Below are 24,502 nucleotides of genomic sequence, written 5' to 3' on the forward strand. Positions count from 1 at the left end.
ACCCTTTACGACACCGCTGTTGCTGCTACTGATGTTTTTTGTCGTCTGTCATGCACAACCGTTTACAGGACGATTTGTTACCGAACTTGAACAGAAAACAGCATCTCCAAAACTGAGCTTTTCCATAAAGCCTGACCGGTGTCCCTTTTCAGACATTGCCGATATAAACGGCTTTACAAAATCATCTTTGCCGACTAATAATATACGACAACATTCGTTCATTTACGGGATAAAAACGACCGTTGAGTTAATCTTCTGGCAATGGCATTACATCACTCACCTGCTGGTGGGTTACGAACTGATCCTGTCCACCCCGGACGCCTCCCTGTACTCCACTCCTTACTCATGGGCACTTGCAGAAGTAGTTGTGGCTGTCGGTTGGCTTTTACAAAGTTATTGGCATCCCAACTCCCCACTGTTTAAGCTGATTGAACAGCAGAAGGCAACGTTTATGCTGACCCAGGGGGATCAGACATTTGTCACCATCACTGTGATTCCGGACTCTGGGCATAGCCAACAACAATACCAGGCTTCACAACCATCGGGCCAACAAGCCCCGGGGGCAACCATCCAGCCTGCTGGCTCTTTCACTGGCTTCCTTTATTCAGGCTCCGGTAGCGGAGACGGAGAACCTCTGCAACACCAACATACTTTGGGTTTAAATTGTTATGTCTTTCCCTGCAATGGCGTTTGTAGTTTCCGAGCATCATCCGACAGCAGAGAGTCCGCTGAATGGCCACTGAATTCCTTAGAAATCTCATGCCCCCATTTTCCGCAAGGGCACTGTCTTGGTTGCATAAGTCATTTGAATCCTTTAAACGTTGGAGATTCTACGCTTTCACAAGCATTGGATGATCTCTTTGACACTCAACTCGAATTCGAGTCTGGCCAACTATTTCAGCGGCAAGCGCATCAGCCACAAGCCGGAGGCATTAGCGACAATACAGACAATCACTGCACAGTGAATGCAGGGATCGTCTATGCAACTGATACCACTTGGCCAGCCAATGATGATGTACCAATTTGTCTTCTTCCCGGAGGAGCGCCTCGCGGAAGAACTGCACATTACCCACAAACCCTGGCAAATCATAAAAGCAGCAACCACACCGGACAACTAAACTGTGACGTGACCACAGTCGTTGAGGATGGCGAGCCTCAACCATGCGGGAAGGTCTTCAAGAGTGCTCAATCTCTGTCATCTCACAAAAGCAAATACCACACCGGACAAAAAACCTGTGATGTGACCGTTGTCAGAGAGGATGGCCAGCAGCGATGCGGGATAGTCTTCAAGAGTGCTCAATCTCTGTCATCCCACAAAAGCAAATACCACAGCGGGCAAAAAATCTGTGATGTGACCATGTTCAGGGAGGATGGCCAGCAGCAGCCATGCGGGACCGTCTGCCAGAATGGCTACGCCCTGTCGAATCACAAAAGAAGATACCACACCGGGAAAAAAGCCTGTGACATGACCGTAGTCGGGGAGGATCGTCAACAGCGGCCTTGCGGAAAGATCTGCCGGAATGCTCTGGCTCTCTCTGATCACAAAAAAACTCAACACGGCGGGGAAAAAACCTGTGACGTGACCGTCGTTGGGGAGGATGGTCAGCAGCGACCATGCGGAAAGGTCTGCCAGAATACTCAAGCTCTAACGAATCACAAAAGAAAACATCGAAAACGCAATCCCGATGATGTGAGCCAGAATAATGACCCCAGCTCTAAAGAAGGTAGAGTAAATAAATAACGAGTCGATCTCTGCAGGGGACAATTTTGTAAAGAATCTTGATATAAAAGGGAGAGTGGGTGCTCGCCAGCAGGTATAACTGCAAGCTTATTAACTCAAGCTGAATGATTGCCGCCTTTGAACTGGTCAAACTCCCGGTTGGTGCGATCCGGACAGACAACCCTGTTTCCTTCGGGTACCATCCAGTCAACGACACTTCTGGCAATATCATCAAGCTCCATGTCACTCCGGGCGAAGAAGCGCTTGAGACGTTCACGCCCGGAGTCGATCCCGGTACCGTGCCCCATAGTTCGGGCCGTACGGGACAGGTTGACTGAACCCATCTGGATAAGGCCAATAATAACCAGCGCAATAAGGTCAATACGGGATTGATGCCAGCCAAGAGAGGTTTTAAGATGCTTTGCCAGTGAATGGGGGGTGTTGCACGAAAGGTGACTGCTTGAGGTAATGGGCTTGCAGAATGCCTGCTGTCGGCCACCTATGCACCCTTTGATATCAAGCTTTGTCTCGAAATTATCCCCTTCAGAGCTCTGATTTTTGACAAAAGGCTTTTGACAGAAAACATTCTCATTTTCTTGATCTATCTTTCCCTTCTGTTAACCAGAATACAAGGATAGAATTATTGAGCACTCACTCTTTGCAACACTAATGTTGCTGCTATTGTCGCTTTCTGTCATCTGCCAGGGTGAAACGTTGACAGAACGTATTTTTGTTGAGATTCAACAAAATTCAAACCGGAGCTTCACTATAAAGCGTGACCAGCGAAAATTGTCTGGCAACCCATCACACATTACCGACACAGGGGGCTGTGCAGGAACAGATTTCCTGCCTGATGAAAAACGACAGAAATCGTATGATTACGGAGCAAAAATGCCCCTTATTGAGTCGATTTCGTGGCAGTTGCTATACGCTACTAATCTACTCGTTGGTTTCGAACTGATCCTGAGCACCATAGATACCCCTTTAAGCTCTAACCCACACTCAGGGATGCTCGCAGAAGTGGTTGTCAGTGTCGGTTGGCTTTTAAAATGCTATTGGAACCCTTATTCACGGCTGTTTAGCCCAATTCAATACCAAGTTGAACAACAAGAGTCGAGTCAGGATCGCCTATTTGCCACCATCACTGTCATGTTTGGCTCTGGATGTAACCAACAATCATATCAGCCAACAAAATCATCCAGTCAGCAAGCTCCGCAAAGAAGTACATACCCTTCAGGCTATTTCGCTAGCCTCCTGCATTCTGACTATGAGGACGGTAACGAAGACCCTCAACAACACCCACATACTTTGGGTTTGAATTGTTTCGTCCATCCCTGTCATGGTACCTGTCAACTCCGACCATCATCTGATAACACAGAGCCCTCTGAATGGCCGATGAATTTCGCAGGAAGCTCATGCCTCCATTTGGCCACTGGGTACTGCTTCAGTTGCGTGGGGCATTTGGATCCTTTACAGGTTACGCACCCCCAACAAACCCTGCCTTTCGAAATACGGGATGATATTCTTGCCATTAAACGCCAATACGATTTTGGTCAACGATTTCCGCCACAGGCGCATGGTACTGATGACAACCCAGCCAATAATGGCAACCCTCAAGGCGGGGTCGCTTTAGACTCAATGAGTGCAGGGGTAGTCTCTAAAGGGCAACGAACCTGTGTCGAGATCGTGATAGGTGAGGATGGCCGGCAGCGGCCATGCGGAAGGATTTGGAAAAGTTCCAGAGCCCTGTCGGATCACAAAAGAAGAGACCACAGTGGGCAACAAACCTGTGACGTGCCCCTGATCGGTCAGGATGGCCAGCCGCGGCCATGCGGAAGTATCTGCAGAGGTTCTAAAGCCCTGTCGGAACATAAAAGAAGAGACCACAGTGGGCAACAAACCTGTATCGTGACCGTGATCGGTGAGGATGGCCACCGGCAGCGATGCGGAAAAGTCTTGAGAAGTGCTATATCTCTTACGGCTCACAAAAGCTCATACCACAGCGGGCAAAAAACCTGTGACATGACGGTGGTCGGGGAGGATGGCCAGCTGCACAAATGCGGGATGCTCTGCATAAATGCCAGAAATCTGGCGAGTCACAAAAGAGTTGCTCACACTGGGCAAAAAACCTGTGGCATAACTGTCGTTGGGAAGGATGGCCAGCCGCGGCCATGCGGGATGCTCTGCAAGAATGCCAGAGACCTGTCGTATCACAGGAGAAAAATACACAGCGGGCCAAAAACCTGTGATATGCCCCTGGTCAGCGAGGATGGTCAGCAGCGGCCATGCGGGTTGGTCTGCAAAAGTGCCCCGGCCCTGACGGATCACAAAAAAAGAGACCACACCGGACAACAAACCTGCAACATGACCGTGGTCGGGGAGAACGGCCAACTTCAACGATGCGGTCAGCTCTGCGACAATGCCAGAGCCCTGTTGAATCACAAAAAAAAACATCGAAAAAGCAAGTTTGTTGATGTGGACCAGAATGGAGGCCTCTTTTCTAAATGACAGACAAATAGATATATGCTCTTGATCTATCCTTTCTCTCTGTAAAACACAATGCAAGGATGGATTTATTAAAAACTCTCTCTTTACGGCACTGCTGTTGTTGCTACTGTTGCTACTGTTGCTACTGTTGCTACTGTTGCTACTAAAGCTGTTGTCTGTCGTCTGTCAGGCCGAGCCGTTGACAGAACGTTTTGTTGTCGAGCTTGAACAGAATGCAGTTTTTACAAACCAGAGCTTTTCTGTAAAGGATTACCAGCATAAATGGCCGGACAGCCCGTCAGACATTACCGATACAAACGGCTATGCAAGATCAGATTTACCGCTTGACGAAAAACGACACAAACTTGTCGGTTACGGGGTAAAAACCACCCTTATTGAATCAATTTCATGGCAATGGCTTTGCGCTACTCATCTGCTGGTTCGTTACAAACTGATCTTGACCACCAAAGACTCTCCTCTGTTTTACACCCCTTATTCATGGGTGCCTGTAGAAGATGTTTGGGTGTGAATTGTTTCATCCACCCCTGTTACGGCGTTTGCCAATTCCGATCATCATCTGATGGCAGAGAGCCCGCTCGATCGCAGCTGGATTCCCTGGAAAATTTGACAAGCCACACAGAAGCTATCACCGGACAAAGCTCACGCACCGATTTGGTCAATAGACACGGCCATAGCTACAAAAGTCATTCTGATACTATGCAGAATATATATTCCAATGAAACGTCGCTTTTCGAAATGTCGTTTACCCTGTCCACACCCCCACCAAGAACCTCAGAAACAGAGCAAACAACAGAATCATTCCAATTGGACCAGACCCAGACTAAGATGTTATTGTCGTCTAACAACAGCGTAAAGCACCATGGTCAACATACCTGTGACGTGACCGTCTTCGGGGAGGATAGTCAACCGCGACTCTGCGAGACAGTCTGCAAGAATGCCAGAGTCCTGTCGGATCACAAAAGAAGATTCCACACCGCACAACAGACCTGTGACGAGATGGTATTCGAAGAAGATTGCCAGCAGCGCCCGTGCGGAAAGACGTGCAAGAATATTCGATCTCTTTCGGTTCACAAAAGCAAATACCACACCGGTCAGGCAACCTGTAACGAAATCTTGGCCGAAGAGGATCGCCGACCGCGGAGATGCGGGACGATTTGCAAGAGTGCTAAAGCCCTGACGGAGCATAGAAGCATGCATCGAAAGCGCAAGCGCGTTCAGGTGCACTTCTCCCAATGAACACTAGTTGCCCTCTTCTGCCTGCTCCCTCTCTCCACTGTCGAGCTCAGATGCCAGCCGATAATCATCCCGTCCGCTTTTCTTGGCCACATACATGGCCTGATCAGCAGCCTTGAGCAGAGCTTCGGCATCAGTGCCGGTATCTTCTGATGTCGCAATTCCGATACTGGTGCCTACGTGTCTGGCTTCGCCATTCAGATCGTGGGGTTCACGGATTGTGGTGAGAATCTTCTCAGCAATCAGTTTGGCGTCCGATGCTTCCGCCACATCATCCAGAATGATGGCAAACTCATCCCCCCCTAACCTGGCAACCAGGTCACCTTCACGCACACATTCCTGCAACCTTTGTGACACACTTCTCAGCAGAAGATCTCCGGCATCGTGCCCAAGGGTATCGTTAATTTCCTTGAAGTGATCCAGATCAAGGTACATGACAGCAGTGCTCTTATTCCGCCTCTGACTCCTGGCTAATGAAGCACCCAGAAACTCTTTGAACAGTGTCCGATTAGCCAGCCCTGTCAAACTGTCGTACTTCGCCATCAGCAACAACTGATTTTCCAGCTTCTTGCGCTCGGTAATGTCTTGAAACAATAAAACGCAACCCTGCACTTCCTGCCTGTCATTAACAATAGCCGCCATATTGTATTCAGCATCAAAGTGGCTTCCGGAAAGTGTCCAAAGTTGTCTATCTGATGTATGAAAGACACCTCCAGCGACCATCGTATTCTCAAGTATTTCTGACTCTTGCCACTTTTCCAGAGCCTCTTCCCCTTTAGCGTCGTATACAAACTGACTGATGTGTTTTCCCAACAGATTTTCTTCTGTTCCTCCAAGCATGGCGCAGGCGGTTGGATTGATGAACGAAATCTTGCCATCGGGATCAAGACCGGCGATGCCTTCACCGGCATTATCCAGCAACAACTTATTCTTTCGGCTGATCCAGCGAAGCTCCCTTGAGACTTGCTCTAGCTCAATCCGCTGTTCTTCCAGCTGCAGAAACACCTTAACCTTGCCCAACAAGATATCCGGATTGATGGGTTTTGGCAGATAATCAACCGCACCCGCCTGATAGCCTTTACTGATGTAGGACTGATCCTTGTTTATGGCGGTGACAAAAATGATAGGAATATTGGCTGTCTGCTTGTTGCTGTGCAGCAAAGTCGCCGTCTCAAAACCGTCCATGCCCGGCATCTGCACATCCAGAAGGATCACCGCAAAATGGTGATGAAGCACTTCTGATAAAGCCGCTTCACCAGAGTCCACTTTATGTATTTCGGCTCCCAACGGCTTGAGAAGCTTGTTCATGGCCAGCAGATTCTCAGGACGATCATCCACGACCAGAATTTTGACTTTCGGCTTGTCATCCATGACCGCCCTCCTGACTCATTCATGTCTCAGGTTTGAAATTCTTGGATTTTAAGCAGACAGCCATATCACTCAAGTCCAGCACATGGTCCACACAACCGGTTGCAATGGCTGATTTGGGCATTGTCGGCACCTCGGCTGTTTCGGGATTCTGGACAATGGTTAATCCGCCTGCCTGTTTAACAGCCCTGACACCCTCTGCCCCATCTTTATTGGCGCCCGTTAACAGGACACCCACCACTTGTGTACCAAAAACATCGGCAGCAGATTGAAAGAGGACATCCACCGAAGGTCTGGAATGGCAGACCGGGGCATCAATGCTCAGGCTCAGGGTTTCCCTATCTTCAACCTGCAAGTGGTAACCACCAGGAGCCAGGTAAACATGATTGTCGACCATCTTCTGCTTGTCATAAGCAATACTGACCGGCAGTGGTGATGTTTTCCCCAGAAATTTTGATAAGCCTTCTTCATCACCGGACGCCAGGTGTTTGGTAATAATAACGGGATACGAAAAACAGCTTCCCAGTTCCAGAAGCAGGGATTCCAGTGCTGAAAGCCCTCCGGCTGAGGCTCCGATCACCAATACCCCGTCGCTCATCAATTACCCTTTCTGTAGATGCGCTGGTCCCGATCAGTGACTTCCAGCTGATTACCGATTGAACTGAAGAGAATATTTTCCCGCTTGCCAACACAGAGCACACCTCTGGAACAGAGACTGTCAAATAGCAGTTGCAACACCCGATCCTGTAGCTCCTGATTGAAATAAATGAGTACATTTCGACAAAGAATCAGGTTCATTTCCCCGAATACACCATCCGTCACCAGATTATGATTAGCAAAGGTAATATGATCAGCCAGTCGTCCATTGAACTTCACGGAGTCATATCCTCTGTGAAAGTAGTCTGATAACTCTTTCTTGCCTCCTGTCTTGCGGTAGTTCTCCTCATAGAGAGCCATCTCGGCTTCCGGATAGATACCGCTTTTGGCATGACGCAATGCCTGATCGTTAAAGTCTGTGGCATAGATCTGACAGCGATCCAGCAGACCCTCTTCATCGAGAAGAATAGCCATGGAGTAGGCTTCCTGACCACTGGCGCAGCCCGCATGCCAGATTTTGATAAACGGATAGGTTTTCAGAATCGGGACTATGTTCTCCCGAAGAGACTTGAAGAAATCCGGGTTCCTGAACATCTCTGTCACAACCACCGACATATCTTTAACAAAAACAGCGAAAGCAGACTCGTCATGAAGAAACAATGGAATCAAGTCACTGATGTGCTGAACGCCCGACATCTTCATGTGTCTTTTGACACGGCGGATTAAAGATGCTCTGGCATAGCTGCCAAACTGGTAACCATACTTTTCCTGAACAGCACTCAGAAGTAGCTTCAGTTCAAAATCCTGATACGAATCCCCGGGTTCTGTCATTTGAATAACCAGACCTTCATCATTTCAACCAGTTTGTCGATCTCCACCGGCTTGGTCATATAGTCATTGGCGCCCGCTTCTATACACTTTGCCTTATCATCGGACATGGCCTTGGCTGTCAGTGCAATGACAGGCATACTCTTAAACCGGTCAACTTCACGCATTTTGGTCATGGCTTCATAGCCGTCCATCACCGGCATCATGATGTCCATCAGCACCAGCTCAATACCCTCTTCTTCATCGAGCTTATCGAGGGCGTTTTGTCCATTATCAGCAATGACCACTTCCAACCCAATTCCCTGCAAGCCCTTGGATAATGCAAAGGTGTTGCGAAGATCATCATCCACCAGCAGAATTTTATGACCTTCAAGGGATTTGTTATTCACCGACTTAGCTGCAGGCCTTAATTCGGCAGGAGCCGACTTTTCGATCGAATGAATGAAAAGGCTGATCTCATCCATCACCCTCTCGGAAGCATAATCCCCCTTCATAACCAGAGCACGGGTATATTTCTGCAGCTCTTTCTGGTCTTCTGCCGACAACTTCTTATCGGTATGAATGATGATCGATGGCATGTTGTCGCCCATCTTTTCCTGAAGCTTCTGTAAAAACGCCAGTCCACTGCTGTCTGGTAAATCGACATCCATCACCAGACACTGCCAGTGATTCTCTGACATTGACTGTTCGGCTTCTTCAGCGGATGAAGCCTCGGCGATATTCATCCCTTTTTCTCTCAGCATTTTCGCCAGGTGTGATCGACTCTCTGCATCAATGTCCAATAACAGAGCATGTTGGATATCTTTTGAGAGAGCCGTTTTAAGCGTGCTGAAAACCTTTTCCAGGTCACCTACCGACACCGGCTTGACCAGATAACCAACAGCCCCCTGTCGCTCTGACTCATCAGGATCACGTCCCGAAACGATGTGAACCGGTATATCTTTTGTCATAGCATTCTTCTGCAACTGCCTGAGCACATCTTCACCATCCATATCTGGCAGGCCAAGATCCAGAATAATGGCCATAGGCTGCTCTTCGATCGCCGTCTGAATCCCTTCCTTACCATTGGCGGCCACCAGACATTGATAACCATGACTGCCGGAAAGCTGTTTGACGATATCCGAGAAATGCTGATCATCTTCAATGATCAGAATATTCTTTCCAGCTGTGGACCTTTTCTTTTTGATCGGAGGCTTATCAGCCACAGGAGCCGAGTCAGCTTTAGCTTTTTTTTCAGCAGGAGCGGAAGCGGCTTTTTGATAACCGTCACTGGTAGCGGGTGAATAACTGTCAGCCGTGACTTTTGCGCCATCAATTGAGCAAACGGCATTATCAGGCAGATAAACCGTAAACGTTGTTCCTTCTCCTTCGGCACTCTCTATGCCGATATGACCACCCAACATAGAAGTCAGTTCACGTGAGATTGCCAAACCTAACCCGGTTCCACCGTACTTTCTGCTGGTTGAACCATCCGCCTGCTGGAATGCCTCAAAGATGGCATCCTGCTTTTCTTCCGGAATGCCTATCCCGGTATCCCTGACTGCAAAGGCAACATAGGTTTCGTAGCCATGACCTGCCTTACGGGTTGAGTTGAATACCCGGATATAGACGCCCCCCTGTTCCGTAAACTTAAAGGCATTAGACAGGAAGTTTTTGATAACCTGCATAACCCTTTGGCTATCGGTGAGAATAACTCTGGTCGTCCCGGGATCTATATCCACAGAGAAATCCAGTCCCTTGTTTTCAGCCAGAGGTTTGAACAAAGTCCGCATACTGGAGCACAGCTCTTCAATATCCATATCTTCCAGATTGACACTCATCTTGCCGGCTTCAACCTTGGACAGATCAAGAATATCATTGATCAAATCGAGAAGTTCCTTCCCACCGCTGTAGATCACTTGTGCGGATTCAATCTGGTCTTCGTTAAGGTTACCTTCATCGTTATCTGCCAACATCTGTGCCAGAAGGAGAAGTGAGTTCAAAGGCGTCCGTAATTCATGGGACATATTGGCCAGGAACTCAGACTTGTATTTACTGGCCTGTTCCAGCTCTTCTGCCTTCTCTTCCAGGGTTTTTCTTGAAAGCTCAATATCCAGATTTTTTCGTTCAATCTCAGCTTTCTGTTGCTGAAGAAGCTCGGTTTTTTCTTCCAGCTCAGCGTTAGACTTCTGCATCTCCTCACTCTGGGCTCTTAGCTCCTCCTGGGACTCTTCCAACACTCTGGCCCGGCTTTCCAATTCATCATTGACAGAACGCAGCTCTTCTTGCTGCTCTTTCATGGCCTCTGATTGCCGCGTGGTCTTTTCGAGCAGCTGATTGACACGGTTACGGTATTGGGCAGAATTAATACCGATAGCGACACTTTCCAGAGCATCTTCGAGAAAGCCCCTCTGTTCATGCGTCAGCTCCCTGATAAGGGCAAACTCCAGAACTCCCTTAACTTCTCCCTCATAAACAAGCGGTACGGTAATAATCACTTTGGGAGACGTATTGCCCAATCCCGATTCAATTTTGATGTAATCTTCGGGAATGCCGGTCAACTCAATGGCCTGCTTCTCCAAAGCCGCCTGACCTACCAGACCTTCCCCGATCTCAAAAATGTTTTTGTTCTGCTGGCGTTTTTGCCAGGCAAAAGATGCCATCAGCTGCAATCGCTTCTCATCATCCATGACATACATGGCACCTGTCTGCATATGCAGGTAGCGGGCAAGGTAGGAGACGATGTTCTTACAGACCTCTGATAGCTCCTGCTCTCCCCTCATGCAGTTATTCAAACCTGCCAGACCTTCCTGCTGCCAGCTCTTGCGATCGTTATCACTGATAACATTTCTCAACTTCTCCGTCATCTCAGAGAAGCTGCGACTAAGGTCACTGATTTCATTGTGACCGCTGAGTACAGCACCCTGAGCATAATCACCCGACGCAACCCGATTAACCCAGGCAGTGATGGTTCTGATCGGTCTGACCAATCTTCGGGTAATGACCAGTGCAATCAGAATGACAATCAGGGCGGTAATCGCTGTGATATAGATCAGGCGATTTCTGAACTCAACAACAGAGACAAAGGCATCTTTCTGGCTCACTTCAGAGATAAGAGCCATAGGTGTGCCGGCGACCTCAATGGCATAAAAGGTTCCCAGAACACTCTCTTGATAGACATTGGTGTAGCTCTTGATATGAAAATGTTGATCGCCTTTATGACTGCCGGAGACATCTGAGTGAAGATCGAGTTCTCCACCAAAAAGTTCATTCAGCTCTGCATCGCTATCAAGACCGTGACTTTGATCATCCATGTTATGATCATGAAGTTCATGGAATACGCCATCGGTATCAACATGAGCCAACCAGTCCTGAGTCAGGATATTATCTGCCTTCAATATCATGGACTGGCTTGAATCCAGATCTGTACCGTAGCGAATGTAGCCATCATCACCAATAAGATAGGATTTCAGAACATCACTAAACTGGTTTTCGCTCTCAAAAATGTTTTGAACGTTATGAGCCAGTATCTGAACCGCCAGAAAGCCGATTGTTTCCTCTTTCTCATCCACCAGCGGCAGAATAAAGAAACTGACCTTCTGATCTCCAATGGGTGGATACGCAGTCACATCAGCATACTTGGGAACTACCTCTTTAAGGCTTTCACGGGCCGCTTTTGCAAGTGAGGTATTGGCAAGAGCCCCAATGAAAAGGTTTTTGCCCAGATCACTGTAGGCATTCACGGTATAAAGAATATTACCTTCAGTATCCCCCAAAATCAGATCGGAGTAATCGTAGTAACGTAAAAAGTCCACAAACTCACTGGAGTACTGATTCAGAATCTGATTATAACTGTCAGAATTAATGAACATTTCCGGTGATTTCTTAAGAGCCTTGCGACTCTCAATCAGATGTGACAGAAACTCCCGGGCCACTCCGGCCTTGATAAACAGGTTGGTGACTACCGAGTCAAAATAATCATTAATTTGCTGACTCAATAGCTGGTTGACAGTACTCAACTGTTCATAACGACTTTGAACGATGGTTTGTTTACCTTGACGGTATTCATTGAAACCAATCACCGTAATAGGTCCCAGCGACAAAACCATGAACCAGACAAAGAGTGTGACCGATAGACCATGCCTGAATTTTCTATCAGATGATTGTTGTGAATCCTGCATTTGTCTGGCCATCCCTGCCACTTAAATCCCAGTATGTAAGGTGTAATGCGCCTACCGCCAGAATTGCGAGACTTCAGCGGTTTATCCCTTATTGCATCGCCTATTTAAGGTAAAGTTTTAGAGCCGGTAAGCAGGAAAATAACACCGGTTATCCAATGGTGCTGGCAGAGCCTTGTCCCACATCACCGGAGGAAAAAGCCCTTTACCGCTGACGGAAGCAGTTTCCACAGATAAGAATACAGAATCGATTAAGAGCCCTTGTCCAAAAAAAAGCTTAAGATCTGATAATGGCTACGGCTCATACCCTGAAGATACAGGCCTCCAAAAGCAAGATATCGCTGCTGAAACAGTAAACAGTGCAATGCCCCGGCAAACCCGCTAGATTAGGTTAAATTCAGGCAATTAATCAGCACAGACAAAGCAGATTAAGGCTATGCAACTCAACCAGATCGTTTACAACCATTTTCATTGTTCTCATTCTAAAGAGTCAAGACTGGCCGTGATCGTGGGTACCAATGGTGCGGGTAAACCGCCTCAATGGAAGGTATCAAAGTTGCCTCGGGCACGTAGGGGCAGAAGCGTCCCGGATTCTGAATCGAATACTCCCTGTTCAACCTCGTCCGGAAAACGATCCAAACACCATTTTGCTTAACGAGTATCTTGATCTGGTTTACGCCGAAAAATGGCAGGAAGCAGAATAAAAGCGAAAAGCGTTGGACGCTATTTTTCAGGGGCAGGAACCGGCCCTGACCTAAGCTGACTTTTATATAAAAACCTTCAAATGGGGGCCCATATGAGACATCAAGCAATACAAATCATGGATACCGTGACAGAAGACGAGTACTTGAATTACGAAAGTACTTCAACGATTCGTCATGAATACTACAGTGGCTATGTGGTCGCTATGGCAGGCGACACGGCAAACCATAATAAGATCACTTTGAATCTGGCAACTCTTCTACATAGCAAACTGCCAGAAGGTTGTGAATTGTATTCATCGGATATGCGTTTAAAGGTCAAGGGACAGAAGGAAGTCAGTTACCGCTACCCTGACGTGTGGGTACGTTGTGGCAATGAATCATTGACCACTGAGACGACAGGTGAGGATGCCTGCCTGATCATTGAAGTTATGAGCCATGGAACCCGAACCGTCGATGAGACTTATAAAGTGACTGAGTATGCAGAAGCATTGAAACACTGCAATGGCGAGTATTTAATGGTCGATTCTGAGCGCCATTATGTGATATTGAAAGGCTGGGTAAATGGCAGGTTTATTACCAGGAGGAAGCTGACATCCACCGGATTGATTTATTTTGAATCTATAAAATCACAGTTTTCTGTCGAGGATATCTACCAGAAAATCCTGTTAAACTGAGCCCCATCCGGCATAAATCTGTGTTCATAATGTTGGCGTCAGATAAGCCGGTGGGTCTCACAACAGGCCCAAGCCAGATCGGAAAGATCGACTTCTCAGCCAATCAATGAATCATCTTGACCAACCATAACATGGTGCCGATCAGGCTGTATAAAGAGCAGGTTAAAAGGGCAATTTCCTGACGGGACAGTCGATCATTCGCAGCTTTCATAATGCTTACCTCGTACTTCATAATCGCTATTCAAACATTACACTTTCCAGTGTAGCGATCAGAGTCGGCGTCCAAATGGCTGGCAAAACATCAAAAACCTGATGCCCGCGGGTGTCGAGCCTGTTTTCGTCATTTGGGGGTCCATAAGCAGGAATAGATGAGCGGTCTTTTGATGATCCAGACTACCTGATTGGCTGTTTTTCGCCAGAAAAGCGTCAGGCTCCCAGATAAGCTTTCCGGACAGCATCATCCGCCAACAATTCATCACCGCCACCCTGTAACACGATACGACCGTTTTCCAGAACATAGCCCCGGTCTGCCAGTCTCAGAGCCTGGTTGGCATTCTGCTCCACCAGAAAAACCGTAACACCTTCTTCCCGGAGACGTTCGATAATTTCAAAAATCTGTTGGATAACAATCGGTGCCAGTCCGAGACTGGGCTCATCCAGTAACAGCAATTCCGGGCTGCTCATCAGGGCTCTTGCGATCGCCAGCATCTGTTGCTCTCCTCCGGACATAGTACCACCTCTCTGGTACAGCCGCTCTTTCAGACGGGGGAAGAGCTCCAGCACATGTTCATAGTTTTTCCGGAAAGGCTCACCATCGACAAAAAAACCGCCCATAGTCAGGTTTTCTTCAACAGACAATCTGGAGAAAATTCTTCGTCCTTCCGGGACAACAGCAATGCCTGAACGCATAATTTCGGAGGTAGGACGACCCGAGAACTCCTGACCCTTGAAGAGTATGGAACCCGATTCAGCCCGGGGTTCACCACAAATGGTCATCAGTAATGAAGACTTGCCAGCACCATTGGCGCCTATCAGAGTAACGATCTCACCTGCCGAGATATCCACACTGACGTCATCCAGAGCCTGGATCTTTCCATAGAAGGTAGACACGTTTCGAATGCTAAGAAGTGGTTCAGGTGCTGACATACTGCTACTGCCCTTTATTTATTCTGATTGTTATTTATTTTGACCGTTATTAAGAGTCATCGAAGATAACAGAAATACGTTTGCAAGACAGCCCGAAACTCACGGCTATCCCTCACCCAAATAAGCCCTGATCACCTCAGGGTTGTTGCGAATATCCTCCGGCACACCTGACGCCAGTGGACGTCCCTGATTGATGACATAAATCCGGTCAGAGATATCCATAACCAGCTTCATATCATGTTCAATCAATAACACAGTAACGCCATGATCCCGTCGCAGATCTGAAATCAGCTGATCCAGCTCTGCCGTCTCATTGGGATTGAGACCTGCTGCAGGTTCATCCAACATCAATAACTCGGGCTGAGTCACCATACAACGGGCAATCTCCAGTCTGCGTTGCTGTCCATAAGCCAGGTTACCCGCTTCACGATTGGCAAATTCGGTCAGACCCACTTTATCCAACCAGAACTCAGACCTCGCCATCGCTTTTTCTTCACTACGCCGATAGCCGGGGGTTTTAAACAATCCCGCCAACAACCCTGTATTCAGATGTCGGTGCTGAGCAACCAGAAGGTTTTCCAACACGGTCATGCCCTTAAACAGACGCACATTCTGGAAGGTTCTCACGATACCAAGCCGGGCTATTTTATAGCCCGGTACCTTCTCGATAGCCTGACCTTTATATTGAACAGAACCACCTGTCGCCTGATAAAAGCCCGTAAGGCAGTTAAAAACGGTCGTTTTGCCGGCACCATTGGGTCCAATCATGGAAACGATTTCACCCGGACGGATTTTCAGCGCCATCTGATCAACAGCCAGTAGTCCGCCAAAGCGCATACTCAGATCAGAAACGTCCAGTAAACATTCACTCATTCTGATTCCTCCATTTATACGCTTTCGGCCAATGATGCTGTCTTGACCGGACTGCCCGACTCAGACCTGCTCGATTTAGTCTTGATATGAGGCCGCTTCATGGGCATCAGCCCTTCAGGGCGCCATACCATCATACAGACCATCATTAACCCGAACATCAGCATCCGGTATTCTTGGAATTCACGGGCAAACTCAGGCAAAACGGTCATAATCACAGCGGCAAGAATGACACCGACCTGAGACCCCATTCCGCCCAGTACGACAATGGCCAGAATGATGGCGGACTCAATAAAGGTGAACGACTCTGGACTAATAAAACCTTGACGGGCAGCAAAGAAGGTGCCTGCAAAGCCGGCAAACGCAGCCCCTATGGTGAATGCAGACAGTTTGATGGCCGTAGGATTTAATCCCAGTGAACGACAGGCAATATCGTCTTCACGCAACGCTTCCCAGGCTCTGCCAATGGGCATTCTGAGCAGTCGATTGATCACAAAAAGCGTGGCAATCACCAGCAAAACCGCCAGTATGTACAGAAAAATCACCTTGTACTCACTGCTGTAATCAATGCCAAAGTATTCGTGGAAAGGAACATTCCCTTCTTCCTTCGCCCTGCGTCCAAATTCAAGACCAAAAAGAGTCGGTTTCGGAATCTGACTGATACCGTTGGGACCACCGGTTAATGTCGTCCAATTGTTGAGCAGGATTCGAATGATTTCACCAAAGCCCAGAGTCACAATGGCCAGATAATCACCCCGAAGCCTGAGCACCGGGAAACCCAGAATAAACCCAAAGAAAGCAGCCAGAAAACCGCCCAACACCAGACTGCTCCAGAAATCGAGGCCCAGATATTGATTCAATAAGGCATAACTGTAGGCACCGACGGCATAAAAGCCGACATAACCCAGGTCAAGAAGACCAGCCAGCCCCACCACAATGTTCAGACCCAGTCCCAGCATGACGTAAATCAGAGCCAGAGTTGCCAGATCCACAGCGCCCCTGGAAACAAAGAATGGCCAGATCATCAATCCTGCTACTGCAAAGCAGATTAAAAGAGTTTTAGCCTCTTTTTTCTCAGTTGCTTTGATCAGCTTTGCTGCATTAATAGATGGCAACTGTTGTTTTATTCCTGAAAGCCCCTGATCGATTGGCGCTCTGAATAACTGAAAGAAGAAAACAACAGCCACACCTGCTGCTATCCAGAAGAGGGAAGAAGGATCAGCTAATGAAACCTTCAGCCCAACACCCGAGGGCTCAAGACGAACCCCCATCATCAGGCTGGTTAAAACCAGCAAAACGACTGCCGAGAGCACTGCCGGAGTATAGCGTAATGATTTCATACTTTTTCAACCTCCGGCTTGCCCAGAATACCTGAGGGTCTGAACAGAAGAATCAGAACAAGAAGACTAAAGGCGACAACGTCCTTATATTCCGTACTGAAGTAACCCGCAGTGAAGGCCTCCGTGACGCCGAGAATCAAACCACCCAACACAGCTCCGGGTATACTTCCGATTCCTCCCAGCACGGCAGCAGTGAACGCTTTAAGACCTGCCATAAAACCGATGTGAGGATTGATTACCCCGTAATACATACCAAGCAATACACCCGCTACCGCGGCAAGAGCCGCTCCGATAACAAAAGTGATCGAAATAATCTGATGCGTGTTGATTCCCAGCAGCCCGGTCATTCCAAGATCTTCAGCACAGGCTCTGCAGGCCCGCCCCATTTTTGACCTGGAGATGAACAGAGTCAGAGCCGTCATGGCAATAAACGTCACCGCAAAGATGATTAACTGCATGTACGACACAGTTGCGTGAAAACCCTCTTCAGGACCAAAAGTCCAGCCACCACTGATCATGCCAGGCATAGCTATATCCCTTGACCCCTGGGCAAGACGGACATAGTTCTGCAGGAAAATAGACATACCAATGGCAGAAATAAGGGCAATCAGCCGGTTGCTGTTTCTCAAGGGCCGATAGGCAACCCTTTCAACAGCATAACCATAGGTACTGGTGATAATGATGCTGATGACAAAGGCGGAAACCAGCATCAGTGAAACACTGTCTATTCCCATCATCGCTAACGCGGCCAGTACCGCAAAAGCGATGTAACTGCCAATCATGTAGATCTCACCATGAGCAAAATTGATCATGCCAATAATGCCGTACACCATGGTATAACCGATAGCGATCAGAGCGTACGTACTACCTATCGTCAAACCGTTAAGTAGTTGCTGAATAAGGTAAAAACCTGAATCCCCCATTCCACGACCTCGTTTTTTTATTCTTGTAAACGTTGTTTTTTCTACTATTTTTTACTTTTCTTCAGAGGGTTTGCTCTGACTCAGCCACAAGAAAGTCTGCGAAATATCATCCTCGACCTATCTGGGTCAAAACCCATATGTCAGGGCTGAAGATCTATAAAAAACCCCTCAATGTCGGGCCGATTCTCTCACACGACAAAGGCTCTTGGTAGGGATGGAACAAAAAAATAGCTGGCGGAAAATTCCCCATTAATCAGGGCCGTATTGCAACTGAATTCAGCCGTATTACACGAGATTCACTCATGAATAAGCAAAACCAAACCATTAACCTGAGCCTCAATAAAGAATATAAAGACTGGCTGAAAGCTCTGAAACAGAAGGTACTGTCGACTCAGCTCAAAGCAGCGGTTCAAGTAAATTCGACCTTACTGGCTTTTTACTGGGAATTGGGGGAGGACATTGTTCGTAGACAGGCTCAGGCTAACTGGGGCGACGGATTCCTGAAACAACTTAGTAAAGACTTGATGACAGAATTTGATGTACTCTAGCAGCATCAATGTCAATCAAATCGTCACTTTTGCTGACTCTCCTGCCAGCCAAAAGTCCAATCTGGTCAAGATATGCCCAACACCCAAACCTCTAACAACCTTGCCGCCTTCATCTGGTCCGTAGCTGACCTCCTGCGGGGCGATTTCAAGCAGTCCCAGTACGGGCGCATCATCCTGCCGTTTACCCTGCTACGCCGTCTGGAATGTGTTCTGGAGCCCACCAAGGAAGCAGTGGTTGCCCAGCACGAAAAAGTGAAGGCTATGAACCTGCCTGAAGAGGGTATGGAGAAGATGCTGCTGCGTGCTTCTGGATTGTCGTTTTTCAATACTTCACCCATGAACCTGTCGAAGATGGGTCAGGGTGACATCAAGGACAACCTGGAAAACTACGTTCTGTCGTTCTCCAAAGATGCCCGTGAAATTTTTGAGCATTTCAAGTTCGATGAGTTTGTCGGCAGCCTGAACGAAGCCAATTTGCTGTTTAAGGTAGTGGGAAAGTTTGCCACCATCGACCTGAGCCCGAAGGCCATCAGTAACCACGAAATGGGCCTGGTATTTGAAGAGCTGATCCGCCGCTTTGCTGAATCCTCCAACGAAACGGCCGGTGAACACTTCACCCCAAGGGACATTGTTGAACTCACCACCTCCCTGGTGTTTATGGAAGACGACGATGCCCTGAACAAGGAAGGCATTATCCGCACTATTTACGACCCTACGGCAGGTACAGGCGGCTTTCTGTCGTCTGGCATGGAATATGTGTACGAGCACAATAAAGATGCTGTAATGCGAGCCTTTGGCCAGGAGTTGAACCCTGAATCCTACGCCATCTGCAAAGCCGATATGCTGATCAAGGGGCAAGATGTCAGCCGCATCAAACTGGGCAACACCCTGTCGAACGATCACCTCAGTGGCAACCAGTTTGACTACATGCTGTCTAATCCGCCATTCGGGGTGGACTGGAAGAAGATCGAAGGCACCATTAAAGATGAGCATGAACACAAAGGCTACGACGGTCGCTTTGGCCCCGGCCTGCCAAGAGTGTCCGATGGTTCGCTGCTGTTCCTGATGCACCTGATCAGCAAGTTCAGGGACATCACGCCAGAGAACCAGAACCCCAGCCGCATCGGCATTATCCTCAACGGTTCGCCGCTGTTTACCGGCAGTGCAGGCAGTGGTGAAAGCGAGATTCGCCGTTATATTCTCGAAGCCGACCTGCTCGAAGCCATTGTCTCCCTGCCTACAGACATGTTCTACAACACCGGTATCGCTACCTATGTGTGGGTGCTGAGCAATAAAAAGTCCGATGAACGCAAAGGTAAAGTGCAGCTGATTAACGGCGTAAACCTGTGCGGCAAGATGCGTAAGTCCCTGGGCTCCAAGCGAAACATAATGAGCGAAGCTGACCGTCGCATCATTACCCAAAACTTTGGAGCCTTTACAGAAGCATCCGAAGAAAACTTTGCCGCCAAAATTTTCGACAGTCATGAATTCGGCTACCGTCGTATTACCGTGGAACGCCCACTTCGCCTGTCCGCCCAGATTACTGATGACGCTGTAACGGGTCTACGCTATGCACCCAAGCCGTATAACGCCGTTATGCGCTGGATGGTTGAGGAATTCGGCACAGAATGTCATACAACACTGACAGACAACGAAGAAACCATTCGCACCAAGATCAAAAAAGACTTCAAAGAACTGAAAGAGAAGCAGATTAAAGAGGTACTGAACGACAAACTCTGGCTATTCCAGCGGGGGCTGATGGAGAAAGCCCAAACTCTGCAAAATACAGTCGGAACGGTACTGTCCAACGACTTTAACCAGTTCGATAAAGACCTGAAAGCCGCCCTCAAAGCCGCCAACCTGAAGCTGGATGCCAAAGAGAAAAAGCAGTTCCTCGTTGCCGTCACCTTCAAGAACCCCGAAGCCGAGCCAGTCATCAAAAAGGTGCTGAAGGAAGAAGCCCAACCACTCTACGGCGCATTTGAATACAAAGGCAAAATCGTCGAATTCCAGACCGATGGCGACCTGCGGGATAACGAGAACATTCCTCTTGACCCATCAATGCCCACCCACATCCTGATCGAAACCTACTTCAACCGGGAAGTGGCTCCCCATGTACCGGATGCCTGGATCAATGCCGACAAGTGCGATGCCCAGGATGGTGAAGTTGGAATTGTGGGTTACGAGATTCCTTTTAACCGACACTTCTATGTGTATCAGCCGCCCCGTGCGCTGGAAGCCATTGATGCTGATCTGGATGCGGTGAGTGCTAGAATCATGAACCTGTTGAAAGAGGTTCATTCATGAGCAAGCCAAAAAACAACATTAACCTGAGCCTGAATAAGGAATACAAAAGCTGGCTGAAAAACCTTAAACAGAAGGTGCTGGCAACCCAACTCAAGGCAGCCGTTCAGGTGAACTCCACTCTGCTGAATTTTTACTGGGAACTGGGGGAAGACATTGTTCGGCGGCAGGTTGAAGCAAATTGGGGTGATGGTTTTTTAAAGCAGCTGAATAAGGATTTAAGCAGCGAATTCCCTGATATTAAAGGCTTTTCCCTCAGCAACATCAAATACATCCGTCAGTGGCATCTGTTCTACCGGGATGAGGTTGAAAAAAGCCAACAGCTTGTTGGCCAATTAACGTCGATTCCCTGGGGGCATAACCTGAAGATAATCAGCAAGTGCCAAACAACGGCTGAAGCTCTGTATTACGTGGGCAAAACCATAGAACATGGCTGGAGCCGAAACGTCCTCACTCACCAGATTGAAAGTGGACTTTGGCAGCGGAAGGGACAAGCGCCCAACAACTTCAATGCAACGCTGCCTGCCGTCCAGTCCGACCTTGCACAGCAAACCCTGAAAGACCCCTATATGTTTGACTTTCTTGCCTTCACTGATAATTACACAGAGCGAGAGCTGGAGCAGGGATTGATTAAGCATATCACTCAGTTTCTACTGGAATTGGGATCAGGTTTTGCCTACATGGGCAAGCAGTTTCATATACAGGTAGGACCGCAGGATTTTTATATTGACCTCTTATTTTATCATGCACACCTGCATTGCTACGTAGTCATTGAACTGAAAGCGGGTGACTTCAGGCCGGAACATGCAGGCAAACTGAATTTTTATATCAAAGCGGTAGATGAACTGGTACGCAGGGAGGGCGATGCGCCGACTATCGGCATTCTGCTGTGTAAGAACAAGAACAAACTCGTGGCGGAATACGCCCTCAGCGATATTCAAAAGCCTATTGGTGTTTCGGAATACCAACTGACCCAATCACTGCCAGAAAATCTGCAATCGCAACTGCCCAGTATTGAAGAAATTGAGCAGGGACTGGGGGGTGAGTTGTGATGGATGGTAACAGCCTTGAGCGCAAAAGATATGCGGCTTATCCGGAATATATGGATTCTGGGGTTGAGTGGTTGGGTGATGTTCCAAAAGACTGGAGTGTCATTCCCGTAAAATACTTGGCTGAACTGACTCCGAAAAAATCCGCCATTGATCCTTCAGTAATGGACAAAGAATGCAGCTTCCTTCCAATGGAAAAGCTAAAGCTGAACTCCATCACTCTGGATGAAACACGCAAAATCAGTGATGTGTATGACGGATATACATACTTTGAAAATGGCGATGTTCTCATAGCAAAAGTAACACCATGCTTTGAGAACAAGAATATGGCTGTAGCTGCTGGCCTTACCAATGGAATTGGTTTTGGTTCATCAGAAATATATGTTCTTCGATCTAACGGCAGAGTAAATAACCGATTCCTGTATTATCGCCTTCAAGAAGACAGCTTCATGGATATCGCAACTGCGGCCATGACTGGAGCTGGAGGCTTGAAGCGTGTTCCAGGCGAAGTCGTTAATACATATTCATTTGCAACCCCTGAGTATGCTGAACAAACCCATATTGCCAACTTCCTCGACCACGAAACCGCCAAAATCGACACCCTGATCGAAGAACAGCAATCCCTGATCCGGCTGTTGAAAGAAAAACGACAGGCGGTGATCAGTCATGCTGTCACCAAGGGGCTGAACCCGGATGCACCGATGAAGGATTCCGGTGTAGAGTGGCTTGGGGAAGTGCCGGAGCATTGGAAAGTTGTTTCTTTAAAACATTTGGTATCTACGCCAATTATTGACGGTCCCCATGAATCCCCAACTCGACAAGATGAAGGGGTTCCGTTTATCTCGGCAGAAGCTATATCAGGCGGAACAATCAATTTTGATAAAAAATGGGGCTACATTTCTGCTGAAAATCATGAGCGTTATTCCAAGCGTTATTCTCCACAGTATGGCGATATATTAATGGTCAAATTGGGCGCAACTACAGGTCGAGTTGCGCTCGTTACAACAGATGAAATGTTCAATATATGGGTTCCCTTGGCAATAGTACGAACCAAGGCAGCCGCATTATCGAAGTTTGTATTCTATTTGTTCCAATCATCCGAAGTGCAAGATGCGATTCAGTTATCTTGGACGTATGGAACTCAGCAGACACTGGGTTTAAAGACTTTAGGGAATTTAAGCGTCCCAGCACCTTCTGATGAAGAGGCTGTAGCCATTGTTGAGCATATTGAATCTATAATTTCCGCTTTTGATCTTTCTCTGCAAGAAAGTCAACATTCGATTGAGCTTCTCCAAGAACGCCGCACAGCCCTAATCTCCGCTGTCGTCACCGGCAAAATTGACGTGCGTGACTGGCAACCAGAAGCACAACAACAAGAACAACCCACAGAGGCCACCGCATGAGCAAAACACCCGATTCATCAAAAGAGCCAGGTAACCTGTTCGGCGACATCAAGGACCTGATACAAAGAGCCAAACAACGGGCAGCGGTGGCCATCAATGCCGAGCTGACCCTCCTGTACTGGCAGGTGGGGCAGCGCATTCATACTGAGGTGCTGAAAGGTGAAAGAGCCGATTACGGCAAGCAAATTATCACTGATCTGGCTAAAAAACTGACAGCAGCCTTTGGCAGGGGATGGAGCAACAAACAACTCCATCATTGTCTCCGCTTTGCGGAGACTTTTCCCGATCCTGAGATTGTCTCCGCAGTGCGGAGACAATTGAGCTGGACCCATATAAAAGCACTGATTTATATCGAAGACGACCTGAAAAGAGAGTTCTACTACCTGATGGCAGCTCAGGAAGGCTGGTCAACCCGAACCCTGCAAAATCGCATGGGCAGCTTGATGTACGAGCGCACAATGCTGTCCAGAAAGCCAGAAACAACCATAGAGCACGACCTGAACCAATTGCGGGAAAAAGGCAGGATCAATGAAAGTTTTGTATTGAAAGAGCCTTACCTTCTCGACTTCCTCGACCTGAATGACACCTTCGTGGAAAAAGACCTTGAAGACGCCATTCTGCGAGAAATGCAGCAATTCCTGCTAGAAATGGGTATGGGCTTTACGTTTGTTGCCCGCCAGCACCGGGTTCTGATCGATGATGACGACTTTTATATTGATCTGCTGTTCTATAACAGAGACCTGAACCGTCTGGTGGCTATTGAACTGAAAAAAGATAATTTCAAGGCAGAATACAAAGGTCAGATGGAACTATACCTGCGTTGGCTTGATAAATACGATCGCCGACCCGGTGAAGAATCGCCTGTTGGTATCATACTTTGTGCAGGTAAAAAGCAAGAACAGATTGAGTTACTGGGACTACATGAAGGTGATATCCATGTTGCAGATTATCTCACCAAAATGCCACCCAAAGAACTATTGGAAGAACGCTTCCAGCAAGCTGTCCGCAACGCCCGAAAACGTATTGAGAATAAAACTGAATAGTGGAATCCTCGAATTGTCTCCGCAGTGTGGAGACAATTCAGACAGATTGATACATTGTGCAGACACTGTCTGCACAATGCCTGAAGA

Annotated in this window: 20 protein-coding genes; 11 read left to right on the forward strand and 9 right to left on the reverse strand. The window is 47.9% G+C overall.

Annotated elements, in window-relative coordinates; genetic code table 11:
• Positions 1 to 31: 31 nt before the first annotated feature.
• Entirely contained in the window at positions 32 to 1,741 is a 1,710-nt protein-coding gene (locus KBW69_RS15725) for a hypothetical protein (protein WP_257281465.1), read from the forward strand.
• Between the two features lie 95 nt (positions 1,742 to 1,836).
• On the opposite strand, the gene KBW69_RS15730 is transcribed toward KBW69_RS15725, so the two are convergent.
• Complete coding sequence (locus KBW69_RS15730) at positions 1,837 to 2,064, reverse strand: hypothetical protein (RefSeq protein ID WP_257255110.1); 228 nt, start codon at positions 2,062 to 2,064, stop codon at positions 1,837 to 1,839.
• Positions 2,065 to 2,434: 370 nt separating this feature from the next.
• On the opposite strand from KBW69_RS15730, the gene KBW69_RS15735 reads away from it, so the two are divergent.
• The 3 genes from KBW69_RS15735 to KBW69_RS15745 all read left to right on the forward strand — a co-directional run bounded on the left by KBW69_RS15735 (position 2,435) and on the right by KBW69_RS15745 (position 5,464).
• Positions 2,435 to 4,228: a hypothetical protein gene (locus KBW69_RS15735; RefSeq protein ID WP_257255109.1), complete on the forward strand. Its 1,794-nt coding sequence runs from the start codon at positions 2,435 to 2,437 to the stop codon at positions 4,226 to 4,228.
• 100 nt (positions 4,229 to 4,328) lie between these two features.
• Complete coding sequence (locus tag KBW69_RS15740) at positions 4,329 to 4,736, forward strand: hypothetical protein (protein WP_257281466.1); 408 nt, start codon at positions 4,329 to 4,331, stop codon at positions 4,734 to 4,736.
• Positions 4,733 to 5,464: a hypothetical protein gene (locus KBW69_RS15745; RefSeq protein ID WP_257276161.1), complete on the forward strand. Its 732-nt coding sequence runs from the start codon at positions 4,733 to 4,735 to the stop codon at positions 5,462 to 5,464. The genes KBW69_RS15740 and KBW69_RS15745 overlap by 4 nt, the downstream gene beginning before the upstream one ends.
• 3 nt (positions 5,465 to 5,467) lie before the next feature.
• On the opposite strand, the gene KBW69_RS15750 is transcribed toward KBW69_RS15745, so the two are convergent.
• Genes KBW69_RS15750 through KBW69_RS15765 form a run of 4 tightly spaced genes read right to left on the reverse strand, consistent with a single transcriptional unit; the run spans position 5,468 to position 12,414 of the window.
• Entirely contained in the window at positions 5,468 to 6,832 is a 1,365-nt protein-coding gene (locus KBW69_RS15750) for a diguanylate cyclase domain-containing protein (RefSeq protein ID WP_257255104.1), read from the reverse strand.
• Between the two features lie 19 nt (positions 6,833 to 6,851).
• Complete coding sequence (locus KBW69_RS15755) at positions 6,852 to 7,427, reverse strand: chemotaxis protein CheB (protein WP_257255102.1); 576 nt, start codon at positions 7,425 to 7,427, stop codon at positions 6,852 to 6,854.
• Positions 7,427 to 8,257: a protein-glutamate O-methyltransferase CheR gene (locus KBW69_RS15760; protein WP_257255101.1), complete on the reverse strand. Its 831-nt coding sequence runs from the start codon at positions 8,255 to 8,257 to the stop codon at positions 7,427 to 7,429. The genes KBW69_RS15755 and KBW69_RS15760 overlap by 1 nt, the downstream gene beginning before the upstream one ends.
• Positions 8,254 to 12,414, reverse strand: a complete 4,161-nt coding sequence (locus tag KBW69_RS15765) for a response regulator (RefSeq protein WP_257281467.1) — start codon at positions 12,412 to 12,414, stop codon at positions 8,254 to 8,256. The genes KBW69_RS15760 and KBW69_RS15765 overlap by 4 nt, the downstream gene beginning before the upstream one ends.
• Positions 12,415 to 12,847: 433 nt before the next feature.
• Here KBW69_RS15765 and KBW69_RS15770 point away from each other — a divergent pair, with 433 nt between their 5' ends.
• Together KBW69_RS15770 and KBW69_RS15775 are read left to right on the forward strand one after the other, a co-directional pair.
• The gene (locus KBW69_RS15770) at positions 12,848 to 13,066 is read left to right on the forward strand and encodes a hypothetical protein (RefSeq protein WP_257276163.1); all 219 of its coding nucleotides are present in this window, start codon (positions 12,848 to 12,850) and stop codon (positions 13,064 to 13,066) included.
• A 141-nt stretch (positions 13,067 to 13,207) separates the two neighbouring features.
• Entirely contained in the window at positions 13,208 to 13,789 is a 582-nt protein-coding gene (locus tag KBW69_RS15775; RefSeq protein WP_257281468.1) for a Uma2 family endonuclease, read from the forward strand.
• 426 nt (positions 13,790 to 14,215) lie between these two features.
• On the opposite strand, the gene KBW69_RS15780 is transcribed toward KBW69_RS15775, so the two are convergent.
• The 4 genes from KBW69_RS15780 to livH form a co-directional block, all read right to left on the reverse strand.
• Entirely contained in the window at positions 14,216 to 14,935 is a 720-nt protein-coding gene (locus KBW69_RS15780) for an ABC transporter ATP-binding protein (protein ID WP_257281469.1), read from the reverse strand.
• Positions 14,936 to 15,040: 105 nt separating this feature from the next.
• On the reverse strand, positions 15,041 to 15,808 hold the full coding sequence (gene livG, locus KBW69_RS15785) for a high-affinity branched-chain amino acid ABC transporter ATP-binding protein LivG (protein WP_257255095.1): 768 nt from the start codon (positions 15,806 to 15,808) through the stop codon (positions 15,041 to 15,043).
• A gap of 14 nt (positions 15,809 to 15,822) precedes the next feature.
• Positions 15,823 to 17,145, reverse strand: a complete 1,323-nt coding sequence (locus KBW69_RS15790; protein WP_257255093.1) for a high-affinity branched-chain amino acid ABC transporter permease LivM — start codon at positions 17,143 to 17,145, stop codon at positions 15,823 to 15,825.
• Positions 17,142 to 18,068, reverse strand: a complete 927-nt coding sequence (gene livH, locus KBW69_RS15795) for a high-affinity branched-chain amino acid ABC transporter permease LivH (RefSeq protein WP_257255091.1) — start codon at positions 18,066 to 18,068, stop codon at positions 17,142 to 17,144. Before livH ends, KBW69_RS15790 begins: the two co-directional genes overlap by 4 nt.
• Positions 18,069 to 18,370: 302 nt before the next feature.
• On the opposite strand from livH, the gene KBW69_RS15800 reads away from it, so the two are divergent.
• The 5 genes from KBW69_RS15800 to KBW69_RS15820 all read left to right on the forward strand — a co-directional run bounded on the left by KBW69_RS15800 (position 18,371) and on the right by KBW69_RS15820 (position 24,415).
• Positions 18,371 to 18,616 carry a DUF1016 N-terminal domain-containing protein gene (locus KBW69_RS15800; RefSeq protein WP_257276165.1) on the forward strand — a complete coding sequence of 82 codons (246 nt, stop codon included), beginning with the start codon at positions 18,371 to 18,373 and terminating at the stop codon, positions 18,614 to 18,616.
• Positions 18,617 to 18,688: 72 nt separating this feature from the next.
• Positions 18,689 to 20,923, forward strand: coding sequence for a class I SAM-dependent DNA methyltransferase (locus KBW69_RS15805; RefSeq protein ID WP_257281470.1), 2,235 nt, complete (start codon positions 18,689 to 18,691; stop codon positions 20,921 to 20,923).
• On the forward strand, positions 20,920 to 21,972 hold the full coding sequence (locus tag KBW69_RS15810; RefSeq protein ID WP_257281471.1) for a YhcG family protein: 1,053 nt from the start codon (positions 20,920 to 20,922) through the stop codon (positions 21,970 to 21,972). The genes KBW69_RS15805 and KBW69_RS15810 overlap by 4 nt, the downstream gene beginning before the upstream one ends.
• On the forward strand, positions 21,972 to 23,372 hold the full coding sequence (locus KBW69_RS15815; RefSeq protein ID WP_257281472.1) for a restriction endonuclease subunit S: 1,401 nt from the start codon (positions 21,972 to 21,974) through the stop codon (positions 23,370 to 23,372). The genes KBW69_RS15810 and KBW69_RS15815 overlap by 1 nt, the downstream gene beginning before the upstream one ends.
• Positions 23,369 to 24,415: a YhcG family protein gene (locus tag KBW69_RS15820; RefSeq protein WP_257281473.1), complete on the forward strand. Its 1,047-nt coding sequence runs from the start codon at positions 23,369 to 23,371 to the stop codon at positions 24,413 to 24,415. The genes KBW69_RS15815 and KBW69_RS15820 overlap by 4 nt, the downstream gene beginning before the upstream one ends.
• Positions 24,416 to 24,502: the final 87 nt, after the last annotated feature.

The organism is Endozoicomonas sp. ISHI1 (genome assembly GCF_024606225.1).
Classification (GTDB): Bacteria; Pseudomonadota; Gammaproteobacteria; order Pseudomonadales; family Endozoicomonadaceae; genus Endozoicomonas_A.

Coding starts and splice junctions, on each gene's coding strand:
- KBW69_RS15725 (WP_257281465.1), top strand. CDS start 32: ATGTTTTTTGTCGTCTGTCATGCACAACCGTTTACAGGACGATTTGTT.
- KBW69_RS15730 (WP_257255110.1), bottom strand. CDS start 2,064: ATGGGTTCAGTCAACCTGTCCCGTACGGCCCGAACTATGGGGCACGGT.
- KBW69_RS15750 (WP_257255104.1), bottom strand. CDS start 6,832: ATGGATGACAAGCCGAAAGTCAAAATTCTGGTCGTGGATGATCGTCCT.
- KBW69_RS15755 (WP_257255102.1), bottom strand. CDS start 7,427: ATGAGCGACGGGGTATTGGTGATCGGAGCCTCAGCCGGAGGGCTTTCA.
- KBW69_RS15760 (WP_257255101.1), bottom strand. CDS start 8,257: ATGACAGAACCCGGGGATTCGTATCAGGATTTTGAACTGAAGCTACTT.
- KBW69_RS15765 (WP_257281467.1), bottom strand. CDS start 12,414: ATGCAGGATTCACAACAATCATCTGATAGAAAATTCAGGCATGGTCTA.
- KBW69_RS15770 (WP_257276163.1), top strand. CDS start 12,848: ATGCAACTCAACCAGATCGTTTACAACCATTTTCATTGTTCTCATTCT.
- KBW69_RS15775 (WP_257281468.1), top strand. CDS start 13,208: ATGAGACATCAAGCAATACAAATCATGGATACCGTGACAGAAGACGAG.
- KBW69_RS15780 (WP_257281469.1), bottom strand. CDS start 14,935: ATGTCAGCACCTGAACCACTTCTTAGCATTCGAAACGTGTCTACCTTC.
- livG (WP_257255095.1), bottom strand. CDS start 15,808: ATGAGTGAATGTTTACTGGACGTTTCTGATCTGAGTATGCGCTTTGGC.
- KBW69_RS15790 (WP_257255093.1), bottom strand. CDS start 17,145: ATGAAATCATTACGCTATACTCCGGCAGTGCTCTCGGCAGTCGTTTTG.
- livH (WP_257255091.1), bottom strand. CDS start 18,068: ATGGGGGATTCAGGTTTTTACCTTATTCAGCAACTACTTAACGGTTTG.
- KBW69_RS15800 (WP_257276165.1), top strand. CDS start 18,371: ATGAATAAGCAAAACCAAACCATTAACCTGAGCCTCAATAAAGAATAT.
- KBW69_RS15805 (WP_257281470.1), top strand. CDS start 18,689: ATGCCCAACACCCAAACCTCTAACAACCTTGCCGCCTTCATCTGGTCC.
- KBW69_RS15810 (WP_257281471.1), top strand. CDS start 20,920: ATGAGCAAGCCAAAAAACAACATTAACCTGAGCCTGAATAAGGAATAC.
- KBW69_RS15815 (WP_257281472.1), top strand. CDS start 21,972: ATGGATGGTAACAGCCTTGAGCGCAAAAGATATGCGGCTTATCCGGAA.
- KBW69_RS15820 (WP_257281473.1), top strand. CDS start 23,369: ATGAGCAAAACACCCGATTCATCAAAAGAGCCAGGTAACCTGTTCGGC.